This is a genomic window from Methylobacterium planeticum, from assembly GCF_008806345.1.
Lineage (GTDB): Bacteria > Pseudomonadota > Alphaproteobacteria > Rhizobiales > Beijerinckiaceae > Methylobacterium > Methylobacterium planeticum.
In genome coordinates, this window is the sequence record NZ_VZZJ01000003.1 from 74696 (window position 1) to 91423 (window position 16728).

Consider the following 16728-nt stretch of genomic DNA (forward strand, 5'->3'; position numbering starts at 1 on the left):
GGCCTCAGGCCTCCGCGACGGAGGCGGCCGAGGCCGCCCGCTTCAGGGCGAGCACGGCGAGCGCCGCCTCGGCCGCCCCGCCGCCCTTGTTCATCTCGGCGACGCGGGCGCGGGCGAGGGCCTGCGCCTCGGTCTCGACCGTCAGGATGCCGTTGCCGAGGGGCAGGTGCCGGGCGACCGAGAGGTCCATCAGGGCCCGCGCGCTCTCGCCCGCGACGATGTCGTAGTGGCCGGTCTCGCCGCGGATGACGCAGCCGAGGGCCACCACCGCGTCGTAGGGCTCGCCCGCGCGCTCGGCGGCCTCGAGCAGGATCGCGATGGTCGCCGGGATCTCGAGGGCGCCCGGCACCGTGACGGTGATCGCCCGCGCGCCGGCCGCCGCGATCGCGCCCCGCGCGCCGGCCAGGAGCTCGTCGGCGATGTCGTCGTAGAAGCGTCCCTCGACCACGAGGACGCGCGCGTCCTTCAGGGCCGGGTCCGGATTCGCCTCGCGGCGGGGGGAGGATGACGTCGAAACCATCGTGGCCTTCGTGGATGCAAACGTGCTTCGCGCCTTGCCCGGCCGCTTCCCCGGAATCTTATCTGGTGCCCGCGCCTCGGCCTCGGGCTGCGATGTGGGCCCGGCTGCGGGACGCGAGCACTAGACCGAAGGTCGCCGCACCACAAGCGCGCAGGAGGCCTGCGCGTGCCCGGAGGCCGCCGCGATCGTCTCAGGCCGGCTGCGGGACCTCGCGGCTCTCGCTGAGACGCGCGGCGTAGCGGGCGATGAGATCCACCTCCAGGTTGAGCCGGTCGCCCTCGCGGCGCTCACCCCAGGTGGTCACCTGCAAGGTGTGGGGGATGAGCAGCACCGAGAACCGATCGCCCTCCACGGTGTTGACGGTGAGCGAGGTGCCGTCGAGGCAGACGGAGCCCTTCTGGGCGATGAACCTCGCGAAGGGGCCCGGGGCCCGGAGGGTGAAGCGCTCGCTCGCCCCCCAATCGCCCTCCCCGCCCGTGACGGGCTCGCGGGAGACGATCTCGGCGAGGCCGTCGACATGGCCGGTGACGAGGTGGCCGCCGAGTTCGTCGCCGATCTTGAGGGAGCGTTCGAGGTTGAGGCGGGTGCCCTCGCGCCAGAGCCCGGCGGTGGTGCGGGCGAGGGTTTCGGCCGCCGCGTCGACGGCGAAGACCGCGCCGCCATCCGCCGCATCCACCGCGACCACCGTGAGGCAGGGCCCCGAGCAGGCGATCGAGGCTCCGAGGGCGATCGAGGCCGGGTCGTAGTGCGAGCGGATCAGCAGGCGTCGCAGGCGCTCGTCGCCGGTGACGCCGACGACGGTTCCGATATCGGAGACGAGACCGGTGAACATGGGAGCCTCCGCTCGAAGGTGACGGCGCGGTCGGGCCCAAGATCGAGGGTCTCGACTGCGCGGAGATGGCCGCTTTCCAGGGCCTGCGCCAGGCGCGGGCCGATGGCGGGCAGCCCGTCGGCATGGCCGAGGGCGACCGGGCCCGTGATCAGCGTGCAGGTATCGACGAGGTCGGCCGCCGCCAGCGCGTCGGCGAGATAGGGCCCGCCCTCGCTGCAGAGCCGGGTGATGCCGCGCCCGGCGAGGAGCGCGAGGGCGGCCCGCAGGTCGACGCGGCCGGCCGGATCGGCCGCGACGCTGGCGACCTCGACGCCGAAGGTCGTCAGCGTGCGCTTGGCATGGGCCGGGGCGGTGCGGGTGGTGATCACCAGGGTCGGCACGTCGCGGGCGCCGCGGACCAGGGTGCTGGCGGGCTGCAGGCGCAGGTGCGAGTCGAGCACCACCCGCAGCGGCGAGCGCTGTGCCAGTCCGGGCAGCCGCACGGTGAGGGAGGGGTCGTCGGCCCGCGCCGTGCCGATGCCCACCAGGATGGCGTCTGCATGGGCCCGCCACAGGTGGACCGCCCCATCCGCGATCGGCCCGGTGATGCGCAGGCGTTCCTTCGGGGATCCCGCCGCGAAGCCGTCCCGGGTGCGCGCGAGCTTCAGGCTGACCGCCGGGCGGCCCCGGGTGGCGCGCAGGATGTGGCCGAGATGGTCGCGATGGGCCTCGGCGCGCAGCACGCCGGTCGTCAGCGCGAGGCCGGCGGCCTCGATCAGCCCATGCCCGCGCCCGGCGACCCGCGGGTCCGGATCCTCGATCGCCGTGACGACGCGGGCGACGCCCGAGGCGATGATCGCGTCCGTGCAGGGGGGCGTGCGGCCGTGATGCGAGCAGGGCTCGAGCGTCACGTAGAGGGTGGCGCCGCGCGCGGCCTCCCCCGCCATGGCGAGCGCCAGCGGCTCGGCGTGGGGCCGGCCCCCGGGCGCCGTGGCGCCGAGGCCCACGACGCGCTCGCGGCCCGGGGGCCCCGCCACCACCACGGCTCCGACGGAGGGGTTGGGGGCGGTGCGTCCGAGGTTGCGGTACCCCACCGCGAGGGCGAGGCGCATGAACCGGTCATCCGCGCTCACGGGCGCACCCGCGCCTTGCGCCGGGGCGGCACCGCGTCCGGGTTCACGTGGCCGGCGGCCGGCCCGAGGGTGCCGAGCAGGTCCTCGAAGTCCTTGGCCTCGCGGAAGTTCTTGTAGACCGAGGCGAAGCGCACGTAGGCGACGTCGTCGAGCCCCTTCAGCCCCTCCATGACCAGCTCGCCGATCGACTCGCTCGTCACCTCGGCCTCGCCGCTGCTCTCGAGCTGGCGGGTGATGCCGCTGACGAGGCGCTCGATCCGCTCCGGGTCGACCGCGCGCTTGCGCAGGGCCACGTCGATCGAGCGCTGCAGCTTGTCGCGGTCGAAGGGGACGCGCTTGCCCGAGCGCTTGAGCACCGTGACCTCGCGCAGCTGGACGCGCTCGAAGGTGGTGAACCGGCCGGCACAATCGGGACAGACCCGGCGGCGGCGGATCGCGGCGCCGTCCTCGCTCGGGCGCGAATCCTTCACCTGCGTGTCGGAGCCGCCGCAATAGGGACACCGCATCGGGCGGACCTGCCTCACTCTCGGATCGAACGAAAACGGCCGCGGATCGGCGATCCGCGGCCGTTCTCTAACGTGGTGTGCGCAGCTCCGGAAGGTCAACCCGCCGGATCCGCGCCGATGGTTCAGCCGTAGATCGGGAAGCGCGCCGTGAGGGCGTGCACCTTCTCCTTGACGGCGGCCTCGACCGCCGCATCGCCCGCCTCGCCCTTGGCCGCGACACCATCGAGCACCTCGACGATCAGGCCGCCGATCTGCTTGAACTCGGCGACGCCGAAGCCGCGCGAGGTGCCGGCCGGGGTGCCGAGGCGGATGCCCGAGGTGATGGTGGGCTTCTGCGGATCGAACGGCACGCCGTTCTTGTTGCAGGTGATGTCGGCCCGCGACAGCGCGGCTTCCGCCGCCTTGCCGGTGAGGCCCTTCCTCTGGAGGTCGACGAGCATCAGGTGGTTGTCGGTGCCGCCCGAGGTGATGTCGTAGCCGCCCGAGATCAGGGTGTCGGCGAGGGCCTTGGCGTTCTCGATGACCTGGCGGGCGTAGATCTTGAACTCGGGCTTCAGGGCCTCGCCGAATGCCACGGCCTTGCCGGCGATGACGTGCATCAGCGGGCCGCCCTGGAGGCCGGGGAAGATCGCCGAGTTGAACTTCTTGGCCAGCGCCTCGTCGTTCGTCAGGATCATGCCGCCGCGGGGGCCGCGGAGCGTCTTGTGGGTCGTCGTGGTGGCGACGTGAGCGTGCGGGAACGGCGACGGATGGACGCCGGCCGCCACGAGGCCCGCGAAGTGGGCCATGTCGACGAAGAAGTAGGCGCCGACCGCGTCCGCGATCTCACGGAACTTGGCGAAGTCCCAGTGGCGCGGGTAGCCCGAGCCGCCCGCGATGATGACCTTGGGCTTGTGCTCGTGGGCGAGGCGCTCGACCTGCTCCATGTCGATGCGCTGGTCGTCGCGGCGCACGGTGTAGGAGACGGGCTTGAACCACTTGCCCGAGACGTTCGGGGGGGCGCCGTGGGTGAGGTGGCCGCCGGCCGCGAGGTCGAGGCCGAGGAAGACGTCGCCGGGCTGCATCAGGGCCATGAACACGCCCTGGTTCGCCTGCGAGCCGGAATTCGGCTGCACGTTGGCGAAGCCGCAATCGAACAGGCGCTTGGCGCGCTCGATGGCGAGGTTCTCGGCGACGTCGACGAACTGGCAGCCGCCGTAATAGCGCCGGCCCGGATAGCCCTCGGCGTACTTGTTCGTCAGGACCGAGCCCTGCGCCTCGAGGACGGCGCGCGAGACGATGTTCTCCGAGGCGATCAGCTCGATCTCGTGCTGCTGGCGGCCGAGTTCCTGCTCGACGGCCTTCGAGATCTCGGGATCCGCCTCGGCGAGGGAGGCCGCGAAGAACGTGTTCGAGAAGTGCTTGTCGGCGGCGGTACCGGCGGTCATGGATGGCCTCTTGCTCTTATGATCGGGTGACGCACCCGGCTGACCCGTCGGCGTGCACGGGCGGGCGTTCAGACCACGATCTCTACACGCGCTGGGATGCCAGGCCAAGCACAGGCGAATTTGTGTCCATGATGAAAAAGATTTGATGGGATGGGACGTGCGGCGTTCGACCCGCGGAGATCCGGGTTGGGGACGAGATATCACCGGACGTTTTTAGGAATTTGCTCCAATCGGCCGTGCAGGGCCTCGTCTTCGAGACGAGCGACGGACGCATCCTGAACGCCGAAGAGGCCATATCCTATGCCCGATCGGTCGAGGCGCAGTGGCCGGCATTCAAGGCCGTGCTGGACGCGAAGGTGTCGCCTCAGCCCTGAGGATCGGTAGGGGGCCGCGAAGCCGACGACGCGAAGCCAATCGACCGTCCTTCAAGGCGCGCGCCAAGGCTTGGAAACGCTCGACCGTCTGAAGTCTGGTCCCGGTATCCCGACACCTGAGTGCTTCGCCAGGATCTGCACCCGATGCGTGCAACAGAAAAAGGCCCGCGCCTCGGGTAAGGCGCGGGCCTCGTGAAATCGTCCCGACCCGCCCGGCGGCTCAGTTCTCCTCGTCGCCCGGCTCGAAGCTCTCCGGCACGGTCGATTGCGCGCTCGCGACCGGGGTCGGGGCCGAGATCGTCGAGGGCACGTTGACGCCGTCGCGCTTGTAGATGTCGTCGCGGAACTGCACGAGGCCGTCCGGGGTCGCCCAGGCCGTGATGTAGGTCCAGTAGACCGGCACCGGGCTGCTGAGGGTGGCGTCGACGCGCTTGCCGCTCTCGATCGCCTGCTCGACCTCGGCGCGGCCCCAGCCGGGCGTGTCCTTGAGGAGCCAGGTGATGTACTCGCGCACGTTCTGCACGCGCACGCAGCCCGAGGAGATGAAGCGGAAATCGTCGCCGAACACGCCCTTGGTGTTCGTGTCGTGCATGAACACGCCGTAGGGGTTCGGGATGTTGATGCGCACGATGCCCATCGAGTTGAAGTCGGCGCCCGAATCCTGGCGGTAGCGGTAGCGCGTGCCCTCGTCCGAGTTCCAGTTCACCGAGGCCGGCGAGATCTCGGTCTCGCCCGAGAAGATGCGGATCTTGTTCTCGGTGAGGTAGGTCGCGTCCTTCTGCATCTTGGGGATGAGGTCCTTCTTCACGATGGAAGCCGGGACCGTCCAGAAGGGGTTGAAATTGATCTGCGTCGCCTTGGTGTTCATGATCGGCGACTGGCGGTCGATCTTGCCGACGCCGGCGGCGTGGAGCGTCACGACCTGACCGTTCTCGACGGTCTGGACCAGGGCCGCCGGGATGTTCGTGATCACGAATCGGTTGCCGAGGTTGCCCGAATAGGAACGCAGGCGCACCGCGTTGATCTCGAGCTGGCGCAGGCGGACATCCGCCGGCACGTTCATGGCCTGCTGCGTGGCCTGGCTCATGGTTCCGGTCTGGCTCAGGCCGTGGCGGGCCTGGAAGCGCTTCACGGCGGCCGCGACGTAGGAATCGTAGACGCCCGAGGCCCCCGAGGTCGCGTCGAGGTCGCCCGTGACGATCAGGCGCTGGCGCACGGCGGCGACGACGGGGCTCTTGGCGCCGATGCGCAGGCGGTCGGCGCCGGAGACCGGACGCCAGCCGCCCCGGGCGACAATGTCCTTGTAGCGCTCGACCATCTGCTCGGTCGCCGCCACCGTCTGCGGCGACAGGATCGGGGTCGAGGAGCGCTGCACCTGCATGGTGGCGGGCGAGGCGTAGTCCTGGGCCCATTCGGCCTGGGCGAAACCGCCGGGATCGCGGGCGAGCGCCGGGGCCGCGGCCAGCGCCACCGTGGTGAGGAGGGCGAGGCCGAGCGCGCGGGGAGTGGGAGCCTGTGTCAGCATCGGGCGGAAGCTCTGGTCCATGGCTGGGGCAGGTCTGGATCGCGGCGTCGAGGCGCCGCGCATCCCATGCCCTCAAGGTGTCGAGGTACGGTTAAGAACCCATGCTCTCCGGGCCAGAATATGGCGTCGCCGTGCCGGGGCGCACATCGACCGCACGCGACGCCCCTGTGCGGCCCTGCGGCAACAGCGCGGCGGCCCGCCCTGTGGCAACAATGGCGCGGCGGTCGCCCATCGCCTAAGGGAGAACCCATGGGCACGAGGCACACCAGAGCGAGGAGCCTGCGCGCGGTCACGGCGGTGATCGCGCTCTACGCGTTCGTGCTGCAGGCCTTCCTGGGCGGACTGATGCCGCTGGGCGCCCCCGCCCCCGGCGGCGTGCTCTGCCTGACGATGGACACGCACGGCCCCGTCGATGACGGGCCGGCCGGGCCGGTCCCGCACCATTCGGGCGATTGCTGCCTCGCGGCCCACCTCGCCGCCGGCGCGGAGCCGCCGCGCCCGCCCGCGACCCTGCTCGCGTGGTCGCGCCGCGCCGCGATCCGAATCGCCTGGGAGCCGGTCGCCGCCGCGTCGGCCCGTGGACCGCCCGGATCGATCGCGCATCCGCGAGGGCCGCCCGTCGTCTGAACCGATCCCACCCGATCCCTTCAGACCGACGGATATCCAGCCATGCACCGCATTCCCCGGGCCGAGCTCTGCGCCGCCCTCGTCCTCACCCTGTCCACCACCGTCGCCCTCGCGCACGCCACCCTCGAGCGCAAGGAGGCGAGTCCCAACGCCAGCTACCGCGGCGTCATCCAGATCACGCATGGCTGCGACGGGCGGCCGACGACGCGGGTGAGCGTGACGATCCCCGAGGGCATGGTCGGCGCCAAGCCGATGCCGAAGGCCGGCTGGCAGATCGCCACCGCGCGGGGCGCCTACGAGCGGCCCTACCAATCCTTCCACGGCAGCGTGAGCGAGGGGGTCAAGACGATCACCTGGACCGGTGGCGAGCTGCCGGACGACCAGATCGACGAGTTCACCTTCTTCGCTCGGGTCTCGGACGCCTTCGCGCCGGGAAGCACCGTCTATTTCCCGATCGAGCAGGATTGCACGACGGGCCAGTACCGCTGGAGCGAGGTCCCGGCCGCCGGCCAGAGCGCGAAGGACCTGAAGTCGCCCGCCCCCGGCGTGCGCATTGTCGCGGCGGCGCAGAAGGGCGCCGTGCAAGTCCCCGCCGCGCTAGTCCCCGCCGTGCAAGTCCCCGCTATGAAGGCCGGCGACCTCTCGATCGAGACGCCCTGGATGCGGGCGACGCCCGGCGGCGCCAAGGTGGCGGGCGGCTACGTGCGCATCACCAACACCGGCAGCCAGCCGGATACCCTGACGGCCGCTGCGATCCCGCAGGCGGAGCGGGGCGAGATCCACGCCATGTCCATGGAGGGCGGCGTGATGAGGATGGCGACGGTCGAGGGCGGCCTGACGATCAAGCCCGGCGAGACCGTCGAGCTGAAACCCGGCGGTCTCCACCTGATGTTCCAGGACCTGAAGAGCGGTCCGAAGGCCGGCGAGACGGTCCAGGGCAGCCTCACCTTCGCCCGCGCCGGCACGGTGCCGGTGACCTTCACGGTCGCGCCGATCGGCGCGCAGGGGCCCGGCGGCGAGGCCGCGGGCGGCCACAGCCACCACTGACGGGCGGGACCGGGCACGCCGATGGCGCCGCGTCCCCGGGCTCGGGCGAGCGGCGCCCGGCCGCCCCCCACGCAATCCGTGCGCGCGCGTTCGCGCACCCTCTCCTCGCTTGGACGCGCAGCCCCCGGACCGGGTCGGGCGCCGTCCGGAGTCCGACCGATGTCTCGCGTTCTCCAACCGGGCGCCCTGGCGCTCGCCCTCATCCTGTCGGGCGCCCCCCGCGCCCTCGCCGAGCCGGCCGCGGCCAGCGCGGCCCTGCCCGAGCTCTCGGTCAGCGGGACGCCCTCCCCCGGCTCCCTGACGGTGCCGAGCGTCGCCGAGCAGCGCGCGGCGGTCAACGCCACGGTCGGCTCGGTCGCCTTCGTGGACGCGGCCACCTTCCAGAACCGCTACGCCAACACCCTGCGGGACGTGCTCAAGGATGTTCCGGGCGTCTACGTGCAGGAGCGCTACGGCCAGGAATTGCGCCTCTCGGTGCGCGGGTCGGGCATCAGCCGCGGCTTCCACCTGCGCGGCATCGAGGTGCTGCAGGACGGCATCCCGTTCAACCTCGCGGACGGCAGCGGCGACTTCTACCAGATCGATCCGCTCGCCCTGCGCTCGGTCGAGGTCTACAAGGGCGGCAACGCGCTCACCTTCGGGGCGACGACGCTCGGCGGCGCGGTCAACTTCGTGACGCCGACCGCCCAGACGGCCTTCGCACCGAACATCCTGCGCGTCGACGGGGGCTCGTTCGGCACGATCCGCGAGAACTTCCAGTTCTCCCGCATCTCGGGGCCGGCCGATTTCCTCATCAACGGCACCCTGACGAACTCGGACGGCTACCGGGACCACGAGACCCAGCGCACGCAGAACGTCAACGCCAATGTCGGCTATCAGCTCGCGCCGGGCGTCGAGACCCGGTTCTACGTCGGCGTCTACCTCACCGACCAGAAGCTGCCGGGCTCGCTCACCCTCGACAACAGCCTGAACAACCCGCGCCTCGCCAACCCGACCGCCATCACCGGCAACCAGTCGCGGAAGGTCGAGACCGAGCGGATCGCCAACCGCACCTCGTTCGTGCTCGACGTCGGCAAGCTCGATATCGACACCTGGGCGATCCACAAGTCGCTCTACCACCCGATCTTCCAGGTGATCGACCAGGACGGCTGGACCTACGGCATCGCCCCGCACTGGTCGGGCAGCTTCGACGTCGCGGGCTTCCGCAACGACACGATCCTCGGCCTGCGCGCCTTCGCGGGACATAATTCGGCGCAGCAATACCTCAACGTCCAGGGCAACCGCGGCGCCCAGACGCTCAACGCGCTCCAGAGCGCCTCGAACCTCGAAGCCTACGGCGAGAACCGCTTCTGGTTCCTGCCGGACGTGGCGCTGATGACGGGCGCGAAGCTGTTCTCCTCGAACCGGACATACAGCAACAAGGGCGGCTTCACGGGGGCCAGCCAGTTCGCCTCCTTCGCCAACGAGACCTACGAGGGCGTCAACCCGAAGCTCGGCCTGCTCTGGCAGCCGCTGCCCGAGATCCAGGTCTTCGGCGACGTCACCCGCTCGCGGGACGTGCCGGATTTCAGCGATCTGGTTCAGACGAACACCCTGAACACCACCTTCGTGCCGCTCCAGGCCCAGCGTGCCTGGACCTACGAGGCCGGCACGCGCGGCCGGATCGACCGATTGTCCTGGGACGTGACCCTCTATCGCTCGGAGATCCGGGACGAGTTGATCAACTTCTCGGTCAATCCCGGCCTCAACATCCCGGCCGCGACCTTCAACGCGCCCCGCACCCGCCACCAGGGCGTCGAGGCGGCGGCGAGCCTCGACCTGACCCGCGACCTCGCGGGGATCGGCGACCGGCTCACGGTGAGCCAGATCTGGACCCACAACGACTTCCGCTTCGTCAACGACCCGATCTTCGGCAACAACCAGATCGCCGGCATCCCGCGGGACGTGCTGCGCACTATCCTCACCTACACGCATCCGAGCGGCTTCTACCTAGCGCCCTCGGTGGACTGGGTGCCGCGGGGCGCCTTCGCCGACCACGCCAACACCCTGCAGGTGCCGGGCTACGCCCTGCTCAACATCCAGACCGGAATCGACTTCGCCAACGGCGTCTCGCTGTTCGTGGATGCCCGCAATCTCACGGATGCGCGCTACGTGTCGGACATCGCGGTGGTGACGAACGCCGCCGCGACGGTGGGCGGGGCAGCGGCGCTGGCGGCCTTCTACCCCGGCAACGGGCGCAGCCTCTTCGGCGGCGTGCGCGCCTCGTTCTGAGCCGCACCCCGCCGGTGGCCGCGCGGATACAGGCGGGGCGGGGTTCCTGGGCTATGCAGGAGCCGGCAGGCAGGGCGACGGGATGACGGGCAGACGCGACAGGGTCATCACCGTCCTGCAGGCCGGCCGCGCCGTCGCGGCGCTGTCGATCGTCGCCTACCACGCGGCGATCGCGACCCGCGACTACGCGCAGGCCCTGCCGGAGGCAGCCTTCTTCGCCTTCGAGCGGGGCGCCTTCGGAGTCGACTTCTTCTTCGTCCTCAGCGGCTTCATCATCCTGCACGCCCATCGGGACGATCCCGCGGGGGCGGCCGCGGCGCGCGCCTACGCGGTGAAGCGGCTGATGCGCATCTACGTGCCCTACTGGCCGGTCGCCCTCGCGATGATCGGCCTCTATCTCGTCCTGCCGCAGGTCTCGGGAAGCCAGCGCAGTTGGAGCCTCGTGACCTCGCTGACCCTTCTGCCGACCGGTGCTCCGCCGGCGCTCGCGGCAGCGTGGACCCTCGTCCACGAGATGATGTTCTATGCCCTGTTCCTGCTCTCCTACTTCGTGCGGGGCTTCGCCTGGATCGTCGCCGCCTGGGTCGGGCTGATCCTCGCCGGGATCTGGCTCGGCCTCGAGACCAGCTACGCGGCGCCGACCTGGCTCAGCCTGTTCGCGCCGATCAACGCCGAGTTCGTCGCCGGGATGCTGGCGGCGCTGGCGGTGCGCAGGGCCTCGCCGGCCTGGGCGGGGCCCGCGCTCGTCATCGGTCTCGCGGCGCTCGTCGCCTTCTTCGCCCTCGGGACCGACCCCGCCGGCCCGGCCCGCATGGGCTTCGGCTTCGCGGTCGCCGTCCTGGTGGCGGGCGCGGTCTGGCTGGAGCGGGCCGGATCGCTCGCGGCCCCAGGCTGGATGATCCTGCTCGGCGACGCCTCCTACGCAATCTATCTCGTGCACAACCCGGTGGCCTCGCTGGGGGCGCGGATCGCCGGGCGCTTCGAGGCGCTGCGCCCCTGGCCCGTGAGCCTCGCGCTCTGCATCCTCCTCGGCGTGGGCTTCGGGCTCGCCTATCACCTGGCCTTCGAGCGGCCCGCCCTGGCGTTCCTGCGCCGACGCCAGGCCCGGGGCCGCAGCCTCGCCCAGGCGCCTCGCTGAAGCGGGGCCGCTAGTATTTTGCATTCATTGGGAGCAATCTAGGCCGGCCCGCGGTCACGGACCGCGACCCGCAATGCCAACAGGAGCCAGCATGGCCAATGCTCCCTCCGGGCCCGCATGGCCGGATGCCGGCCCGCACCGCCCGCGCTATCGCGCCCTGATCCTCACGGCCGAGGGTCTGGTGCTGCGCACCGAACGCGTGCCGGCGGAGGACGACCACGCGGCCCTCGCCCTCGGCGAGAGGCTGAGCGGCGAGCACGCCGTCGAACTCTGGGACGGCCTGCGCTTCATCGAGCGCTTCGACGCGGTGGTCCCGGCCCCGCGGCCGAGCGAAGGGTCCGAACTGCGCAACTGACACGACCGGGCCTCGCGCCCGATGCGTCTGACCGCGGAGAAACGGGGCGGCGCCGCGTGGCCCGCCCCGTCCCGACGGCCGGTCTCAGTAGAGCCCGCCGGCCTGGGCCGCGCGGTCGGCATCCGGCGGCACGGCGCCGGGCGGCGGGGCGGCGGGCTGGGCCACGTAGGCGTCCGGCGGGGCGGTGCCGGGCTTGAACGCCTCCAGGATGGTGCCGCCGCCCTCGCCCGAGCCGGAGCGCATGCCGGACGCGACGTTGACGCGGATGAGCTTGATGCCCGGGGGCACGCGGAAGGGCGTCGGCGGCTTGTCCTTGAGGGCCTGCTTCAGGAAGTCGAGGGCGATGGGCGCCGAGAGTCCGCCGCCGGTGGCGCGGTCGCCGAGCGAGCGCGGCTTGTCGAAGCCGATATAGACGCCGACCGCGAGATCCGGGGAGAAGCCCACGAACCAGGCATCCTTGGCGTCGTTCGTGGTTCCGGTCTTGCCGGCGAGCGGCTTGCCGATCTGCTTCAGGATGGTCGCGGTGCCGCGCTGGACCACGCCCTCCATGATCGAGACCATCTGGTAGGCGGTGAGCGGATCGAGCACCTGCTCGGAATCGTCCACCAGCTTCGGCTCGTCCTGGCCCGACCACTTCTCGGCGTCGCAGCCGATGCACTTGCGATTGTCATGCCGGTAGATCGTCTCGCCGGTCCGGTCCTGGATCCGGTCGATCAGCGTCGGCCGGATGCGGCGCCCGCCATTGGCGAGCATCGAGTAGGCCGTGACCATGCGCATCACCGTGGTCTCGCCGGCGCCGAGCGACATCGGCAGCACCGGCAGCATATCGTCGTAGACGCCGAAGCGGCGGGCATACTCGGCGATGAGCGGCATGCCCACGTCCTTGGCGAGGCGCACCGTCATCAGGTTCTTCGAGTGCTCGATCCCGTAGCGCAGCGTGTGCGGCCCGCCGGACTTGCCGTCGTAGTTCGAGGGCGTCCAGGCCTCCTGGCCGGGGCCGGCCTCGATGGTGATCGGCGAATCCTGCACGATCGAGGACGGGGTGTAGCCGTTGTCGAGGGCCGCCGAGTAGACGATCGGCTTGAACGAGGAGCCGGGCTGGCGCTGGGCCTGGGTGGCGCGGTTGAACTCGCTCTCGTCGTAGGAGAAGCCGCCGATCATGGCGTGGACGCGGCCCGTATAGGGGTCCATCGCCACGATGGCGCCGGAGACCTCCGGCTTCTGCCGCAGGCGGAACTGGCCGCGGCCACCGTCGATCGCCTCGACATAGATCACGTCGCCGGGGCTGAGGGCCGAGGCCGCGCCGCGGCCGGTCCACTTCAGGCCCTCGGCCGGGATCGTTCCGGTCTCGCGCTCCTTCGAGACCGTGCCGGCGGCCTCGCGCCGGGGCTGCAGGCCGATCTGGGCCCCGCCCCCGCTGGTCGAGAGCACGACGGCGAGGCGCCAGGGCGCCACGTCGCCGAGCGCCGGGACCTCGGCGACCGCCATGCCCCAGTCGCGACCGGTCAGGTCGACCTTGGTCTGCGCGCCGCGCCAGCCATGCGACTGGTCGTATCGGACGAGCCCGTCCACCAGCGCCTTCCGGGCCCAGGCCTGCATCTTCGGGTCGAGGGTGGCGCGCACCGAGAGGCCGCCCTCGTAGAGCTTCTTCTCGCCGTAGCGCTCGGAGATCTCGCGGCGGACCTCCTCGGTGAAGTAGTTGGCGTTGGCGGCGTTCGGGAAGGCGACGCGCGGGTTGATGCCGAGCGGCATCTTCTTGGCGGCTTCGGCCTCCTCCTTGGTGATGTAGCTGTTCTCCGCCATCAGGCGGATGATCTCGTTGCGCCGGTCCAGAGCCGCCTGGGTCTTGCGGTAGGGGTGATAGTTGTTCGGGCCCTTGGGGAGCGCCGCGAGGTAGGCCGCCTCGTTGATGGTCAGCTCGTGGACGGACTTGCCGAAATAATCGAGCGCCGCCGCCGCGACGCCGTGCAGGTTGCGGCCGGGCACGATGGTCCCGAGGAAGATCTCGTTGAGGTAGAGCTCGAGGATCTTGTCCTTGGAATAGGTCGCCTCGATCCGCAGCGCGATCAGCGCCTCGCGGATCTTGCGGTCGAAGGTCTGCTCGCTCGACAGGAGGAAGTTCTTGGCCACCTGCTGGGTGATGGTCGAGGCGCCCTGCTTCTTGCCGCTCTTGGCGTTGGTCAGCGCGGCACGCACGATGCCCTCGGGATCGATGCCGCCGTGCTTGTAGAAGTTCTTGTCCTCGGCCGACAGGAAGGCCGCGACCACGATCTTGGGCATCGCCTGGATCGGCAGGTAGAGGCGGCGCTCGCGCGCGTACTCGGCCAGCAGCGAGCCGTCCGCGGCGTGGAGGCGGGTCATCACCGGCGGCTCGTAATTGGCGAGCGCGGCGTGGTCCGGCAGGTCCTGGCTGTACTTCCAGTAGAAGAAGGCGCCGGCCGCCGCGAGGAGGACGAACACCACGGCCCCCGCGCTGAACAGGAAGGCGAAGAAGCGAAGGATGAAGCGCATCCGGTGTCCCGTCGTCGGTTGCTGCCGCCACCTGCGGACGCGCTCGCGTCCAGGCGCGCCCGCTCGCTCGATCACGAGCATCGCGGCGGCCAGGCGGTGGTGTCATGCCCGCTGACGGATGTCGATTGCGCGACGTCGCGACCGGGGCTTCGTTAACCCCGTATCGACACCGGATCTATGGTGAAACTGGGGCGATGGCGGCCGAGCGGCGGGCCGGCCCTGGGGGCCGGACCAGGGTGGCGCGGTTCGTGAAGAACAGGTCGACGGCCCTGGCCATCGACCCCGTCACGCTCTCGCGCCAGGACTCGGATTGCAGGAGGTCGAGGTCGCGCTTGCTCGACAGGTAGCCGAGCTCGACCAGCACGCTCGGCACGTCCGGCGAGCGCAGGACCTTGAAGCCCGCCTCCCGGTGGGGCTTGGCGCTCATCTCCATCACGGGACCGAGCTGGCCCATCAGGGTGCGGGCGAAGCCCGAGGAGAAGCCACGGGTCTCCCGCAGGGTCAGCTCCTGCAGGATGTCGGCGATGTCGCTCGGACCCTCGCTCGAATCGGTGCCGGCGGCGGCGTCGGCCTTGTTCTCGCGGTCCGCCAGGCGCGCGGATTCGGCGTCGGTGGCCTTCTCGGAGCCGGTATAGATCGTGGCGCCGCGCACCTGGGGAGCAGCCGAGATCGAGTCGGCGTGGATTGAGACGAACAGGTCGGCCTTGGCCTCACGGGCGATCCGCACCCGCTCGCCCAGCGGCACGAACACGTCCCGGTCGCGGGTCATGCGCACGCGGTAGCGCCCGCTGCCCTCGAGGCGCTTCACCAGCGCCTGCGCGAAGCCGAACACGATATCCTTCTCGAAGGCCCCCGTCGCCGCAATGGCGCCCGGATCGATGCCCCCATGCCCGGCATCGACCATGATGAGCGGGCGCGCATCGGCGGGCTCGACGGCGCCCGAAAACCTGCGCTGGGCCGGGGATGGGTCGCTCGACACCGTGGCCTTGCGGAACGCCTCGCGGTCGGCCCGCTGGAACTCGATCGAGAGCAGCACGGCGCCGTCGCGCGGGCGCGTCACGGATTCGATCCGTCCCACGGTGGCGGGGCCCGCGAGATCGACCACGATGCGCGAGCGGCCGGGGGCGAACAGGCCGTAGCGGAAGGTTTGCACCAGGCCCTCCCGGCGCCGGCCGGTCTCGGCGGGGAGCTGGAAGTTCACCTCGGCGAGGTCGATCACGGCCCGGTCCGGCCGCTCCATCACGAAAGCGCGCGCCTCGACGGGCTTCGACAGCGTGAGCGTGAGCTTGGTCGGGCCGTTCGGGCTGCCGGCCAGATCAGCCGCGATCGCGACCGCCCCGAGGCGGGGCTTGTCGCCGTCCTGCGCATCCGCCGGCCCGGCCCCGATCAGAGCGAGCGCCAGGAGGGCGGAACGGATCAGGCGCGTGCGTGCGAGCATCGGTCTGCGGTTGTTTCCCGTGCCTCTTCGTTAGGGCATAGGCCGGACAGGGTTAATCGCTGGTTTCCCGCCTCGGTTCAATCGCCCGCCATTTGTGACCTGAGCGCGACACGTATCCGAGGGTTGACGGCACGCAGCAATTGCAGCGCCGAAAAACCGACACCGTCTCGCAGCCGGCCCGACCTCAGGTGCGCTTGCGCAGGACGTGGCGCTCGAGGAGCAGCCCGATCGTCAGAGAGGTCAGGGCGAACAGGATGATGTAGAGATAATCGACCTGCACTTGGAGACCCGGGTAATAGCCGAGCCGCACCCACTCGACGATCTGCAGCGCCGGGTTCCACTTGAGGACCTCATACATCTGCTCGGGCAGGTAGTTCGGCAGGATGAAGACCCCGCTCGAGATGTACATGATGATCCCGAACAGGGCGTAGCCCATCAGCCAGCCCGGGAAGAACGACGCGATGCCGACATTGATCGTCCCGATGCCGATGCCGAGCAGGATCGCCGCCAGGTAGCCGCCGACCGCCATCACCGGATCGGCCGGCCGCGGATCGACCCCGATCGCGAGCAGGATCAGGAACACCAGCATCAGCCCGAGGAAGCCGGTGACGATCTCGACAAGGATGCGGGCGAAGATGACGTCGAAATTCTTGACCTGCGGATAATAGGTCAGGGGCTTGTTCATCAGGACCGACTTCATCACCTCGCGGGAGATGTACTGGAAGATCAGCACCGGCACCGCGCCGGAGGCGAAGAACAGGGCCCGGCTGTCGCCGAGCGGCGCCGGAACCTTGCGGAACACGTAGATGGCGACCAGGATGAAGGTGTGCACCACCGGCCAGAGCACGACCACGGCGTAGCCGAAATAGGAACCGCCGAAGCGGGTGCGCATGTCGCGCAGCATCAGGGCATGGAGCACCTGCAGGTAGGCGTCCATGCGGGTGCGCCGGGGCGCCAGGGCTTGCTGATCGGTGATCATGAGGTGTTCTGGGCCCGGAGGTCTCGCGCCCCTCCCTGGCCCACGATCACGACTGAAATATGGAGC

The 16728-nt window shown here is 70.5% G+C and carries 15 protein-coding genes; 6 read left to right on the forward strand and 9 right to left on the reverse strand.

What is annotated here, in order from left to right; translation table 11 throughout:
- Window positions 1-4: 4 nt before the first annotated feature.
- The 5 genes from ribH to glyA all read right to left on the reverse strand — a co-directional run bounded on the left by ribH (window position 5) and on the right by glyA (window position 4397).
- Complete coding sequence (gene ribH, locus F6X51_RS04100) at window positions 5-520, reverse strand: 6,7-dimethyl-8-ribityllumazine synthase (RefSeq protein WP_150961953.1); 516 nt, start codon at window positions 518-520, stop codon at window positions 5-7.
- A gap of 190 nt (window positions 521-710) precedes the next feature.
- On the reverse strand, window positions 711-1352 hold the full coding sequence (locus F6X51_RS04105) for a riboflavin synthase (protein WP_150961954.1): 642 nt from the start codon (window positions 1350-1352) through the stop codon (window positions 711-713).
- Complete coding sequence (gene ribD / locus F6X51_RS04110; RefSeq protein WP_150961955.1) at window positions 1277-2443, reverse strand: bifunctional diaminohydroxyphosphoribosylaminopyrimidine deaminase/5-amino-6-(5-phosphoribosylamino)uracil reductase RibD; 1167 nt, start codon at window positions 2441-2443, stop codon at window positions 1277-1279. The genes F6X51_RS04105 and ribD overlap by 76 nt, the downstream gene beginning before the upstream one ends.
- 17 nt (window positions 2444-2460) lie before the next feature.
- Window positions 2461-2970 (reverse strand): transcriptional regulator NrdR, encoded by a 510-nt coding sequence (gene nrdR, locus F6X51_RS04115; RefSeq protein WP_210250286.1) that lies wholly within the window; start codon window positions 2968-2970, stop codon window positions 2461-2463.
- A 122-nt stretch (window positions 2971-3092) separates the two neighbouring features.
- Complete coding sequence (gene glyA / locus F6X51_RS04120) at window positions 3093-4397, reverse strand: serine hydroxymethyltransferase (protein ID WP_150961956.1); 1305 nt, start codon at window positions 4395-4397, stop codon at window positions 3093-3095.
- 236 nt (window positions 4398-4633) lie between these two features.
- On the opposite strand from glyA, the gene F6X51_RS27700 reads away from it, so the two are divergent.
- Window positions 4634-4771, forward strand: coding sequence for a hypothetical protein (locus F6X51_RS27700; RefSeq protein ID WP_191970009.1), 138 nt, complete (start codon window positions 4634-4636; stop codon window positions 4769-4771).
- Window positions 4772-4991: 220 nt separating this feature from the next.
- Here the strand turns inward: F6X51_RS27700 and F6X51_RS04125 are convergent, their stop codons facing one another.
- Window positions 4992-6296, reverse strand: a complete 1305-nt coding sequence (locus F6X51_RS04125; RefSeq protein ID WP_150962223.1) for a L,D-transpeptidase family protein — start codon at window positions 6294-6296, stop codon at window positions 4992-4994.
- A gap of 249 nt (window positions 6297-6545) precedes the next feature.
- On the opposite strand from F6X51_RS04125, the gene F6X51_RS04130 reads away from it, so the two are divergent.
- From F6X51_RS04130 to F6X51_RS04150, 5 genes are all read left to right on the forward strand, one after another.
- Window positions 6546-6923, forward strand: a complete 378-nt coding sequence (locus tag F6X51_RS04130; RefSeq protein ID WP_150961957.1) for a hypothetical protein — start codon at window positions 6546-6548, stop codon at window positions 6921-6923.
- A 42-nt stretch (window positions 6924-6965) separates the two neighbouring features.
- On the forward strand, window positions 6966-7970 hold the full coding sequence (locus F6X51_RS04135; RefSeq protein ID WP_150961958.1) for a DUF1775 domain-containing protein: 1005 nt from the start codon (window positions 6966-6968) through the stop codon (window positions 7968-7970).
- Window positions 7971-8129: 159 nt separating this feature from the next.
- On the forward strand, window positions 8130-10241 hold the full coding sequence (locus F6X51_RS04140; protein WP_150961959.1) for a TonB-dependent receptor family protein: 2112 nt from the start codon (window positions 8130-8132) through the stop codon (window positions 10239-10241).
- A gap of 82 nt (window positions 10242-10323) precedes the next feature.
- The gene (locus tag F6X51_RS04145) at window positions 10324-11379 is read left to right on the forward strand and encodes an acyltransferase family protein (protein ID WP_150961960.1); all 1056 of its coding nucleotides are present in this window, start codon (window positions 10324-10326) and stop codon (window positions 11377-11379) included.
- 91 nt (window positions 11380-11470) lie between these two features.
- Complete coding sequence (locus tag F6X51_RS04150; protein ID WP_150961961.1) at window positions 11471-11734, forward strand: hypothetical protein; 264 nt, start codon at window positions 11471-11473, stop codon at window positions 11732-11734.
- 84 nt (window positions 11735-11818) lie between these two features.
- On the opposite strand, the gene F6X51_RS04155 is transcribed toward F6X51_RS04150, so the two are convergent.
- From F6X51_RS04155 to F6X51_RS04165, 3 genes are all read right to left on the reverse strand, one after another.
- Window positions 11819-14245 (reverse strand): penicillin-binding protein 1A, encoded by a 2427-nt coding sequence (locus F6X51_RS04155; protein WP_150961962.1) that lies wholly within the window; start codon window positions 14243-14245, stop codon window positions 11819-11821.
- A 175-nt stretch (window positions 14246-14420) separates the two neighbouring features.
- Window positions 14421-15683, reverse strand: coding sequence for an N-acetylmuramoyl-L-alanine amidase (locus F6X51_RS04160; protein ID WP_150961963.1), 1263 nt, complete (start codon window positions 15681-15683; stop codon window positions 14421-14423).
- Between the two features lie 184 nt (window positions 15684-15867).
- Window positions 15868-16662: an ABC transporter permease gene (locus F6X51_RS04165; protein WP_150961964.1), complete on the reverse strand. Its 795-nt coding sequence runs from the start codon at window positions 16660-16662 to the stop codon at window positions 15868-15870.
- Window positions 16663-16728: the final 66 nt, after the last annotated feature.

Excerpts from the sequence above, each read along its gene's own strand:
- ribH (WP_150961953.1), bottom strand. The coding sequence starts at position 520 with ATGGTTTCGACGTCATCCTCCCCCCGCCGCGAGGCGAATCCGGACCCG.
- F6X51_RS04105 (WP_150961954.1), bottom strand. The coding sequence starts at position 1,352 with ATGTTCACCGGTCTCGTCTCCGATATCGGAACCGTCGTCGGCGTCACC.
- ribD (WP_150961955.1), bottom strand. The coding sequence starts at position 2,443 with ATGCGCCTCGCCCTCGCGGTGGGGTACCGCAACCTCGGACGCACCGCC.
- nrdR (WP_210250286.1), bottom strand. The coding sequence starts at position 2,970 with ATGCGGTGTCCCTATTGCGGCGGCTCCGACACGCAGGTGAAGGATTCG.
- glyA (WP_150961956.1), bottom strand. The coding sequence starts at position 4,397 with ATGACCGCCGGTACCGCCGCCGACAAGCACTTCTCGAACACGTTCTTC.
- F6X51_RS04125 (WP_150962223.1), bottom strand. The coding sequence starts at position 6,296 with ATGCTGACACAGGCTCCCACTCCCCGCGCGCTCGGCCTCGCCCTCCTC.
- F6X51_RS04130 (WP_150961957.1), top strand. The coding sequence starts at position 6,546 with ATGGGCACGAGGCACACCAGAGCGAGGAGCCTGCGCGCGGTCACGGCG.
- F6X51_RS04135 (WP_150961958.1), top strand. The coding sequence starts at position 6,966 with ATGCACCGCATTCCCCGGGCCGAGCTCTGCGCCGCCCTCGTCCTCACC.
- F6X51_RS04140 (WP_150961959.1), top strand. The coding sequence starts at position 8,130 with ATGTCTCGCGTTCTCCAACCGGGCGCCCTGGCGCTCGCCCTCATCCTG.
- F6X51_RS04145 (WP_150961960.1), top strand. The coding sequence starts at position 10,324 with ATGACGGGCAGACGCGACAGGGTCATCACCGTCCTGCAGGCCGGCCGC.
- F6X51_RS04150 (WP_150961961.1), top strand. The coding sequence starts at position 11,471 with ATGGCCAATGCTCCCTCCGGGCCCGCATGGCCGGATGCCGGCCCGCAC.
- F6X51_RS04155 (WP_150961962.1), bottom strand. The coding sequence starts at position 14,245 with ATGCGCTTCATCCTTCGCTTCTTCGCCTTCCTGTTCAGCGCGGGGGCC.
- F6X51_RS04160 (WP_150961963.1), bottom strand. The coding sequence starts at position 15,683 with ATGCTCGCACGCACGCGCCTGATCCGTTCCGCCCTCCTGGCGCTCGCT.
- F6X51_RS04165 (WP_150961964.1), bottom strand. The coding sequence starts at position 16,662 with ATGATCACCGATCAGCAAGCCCTGGCGCCCCGGCGCACCCGCATGGAC.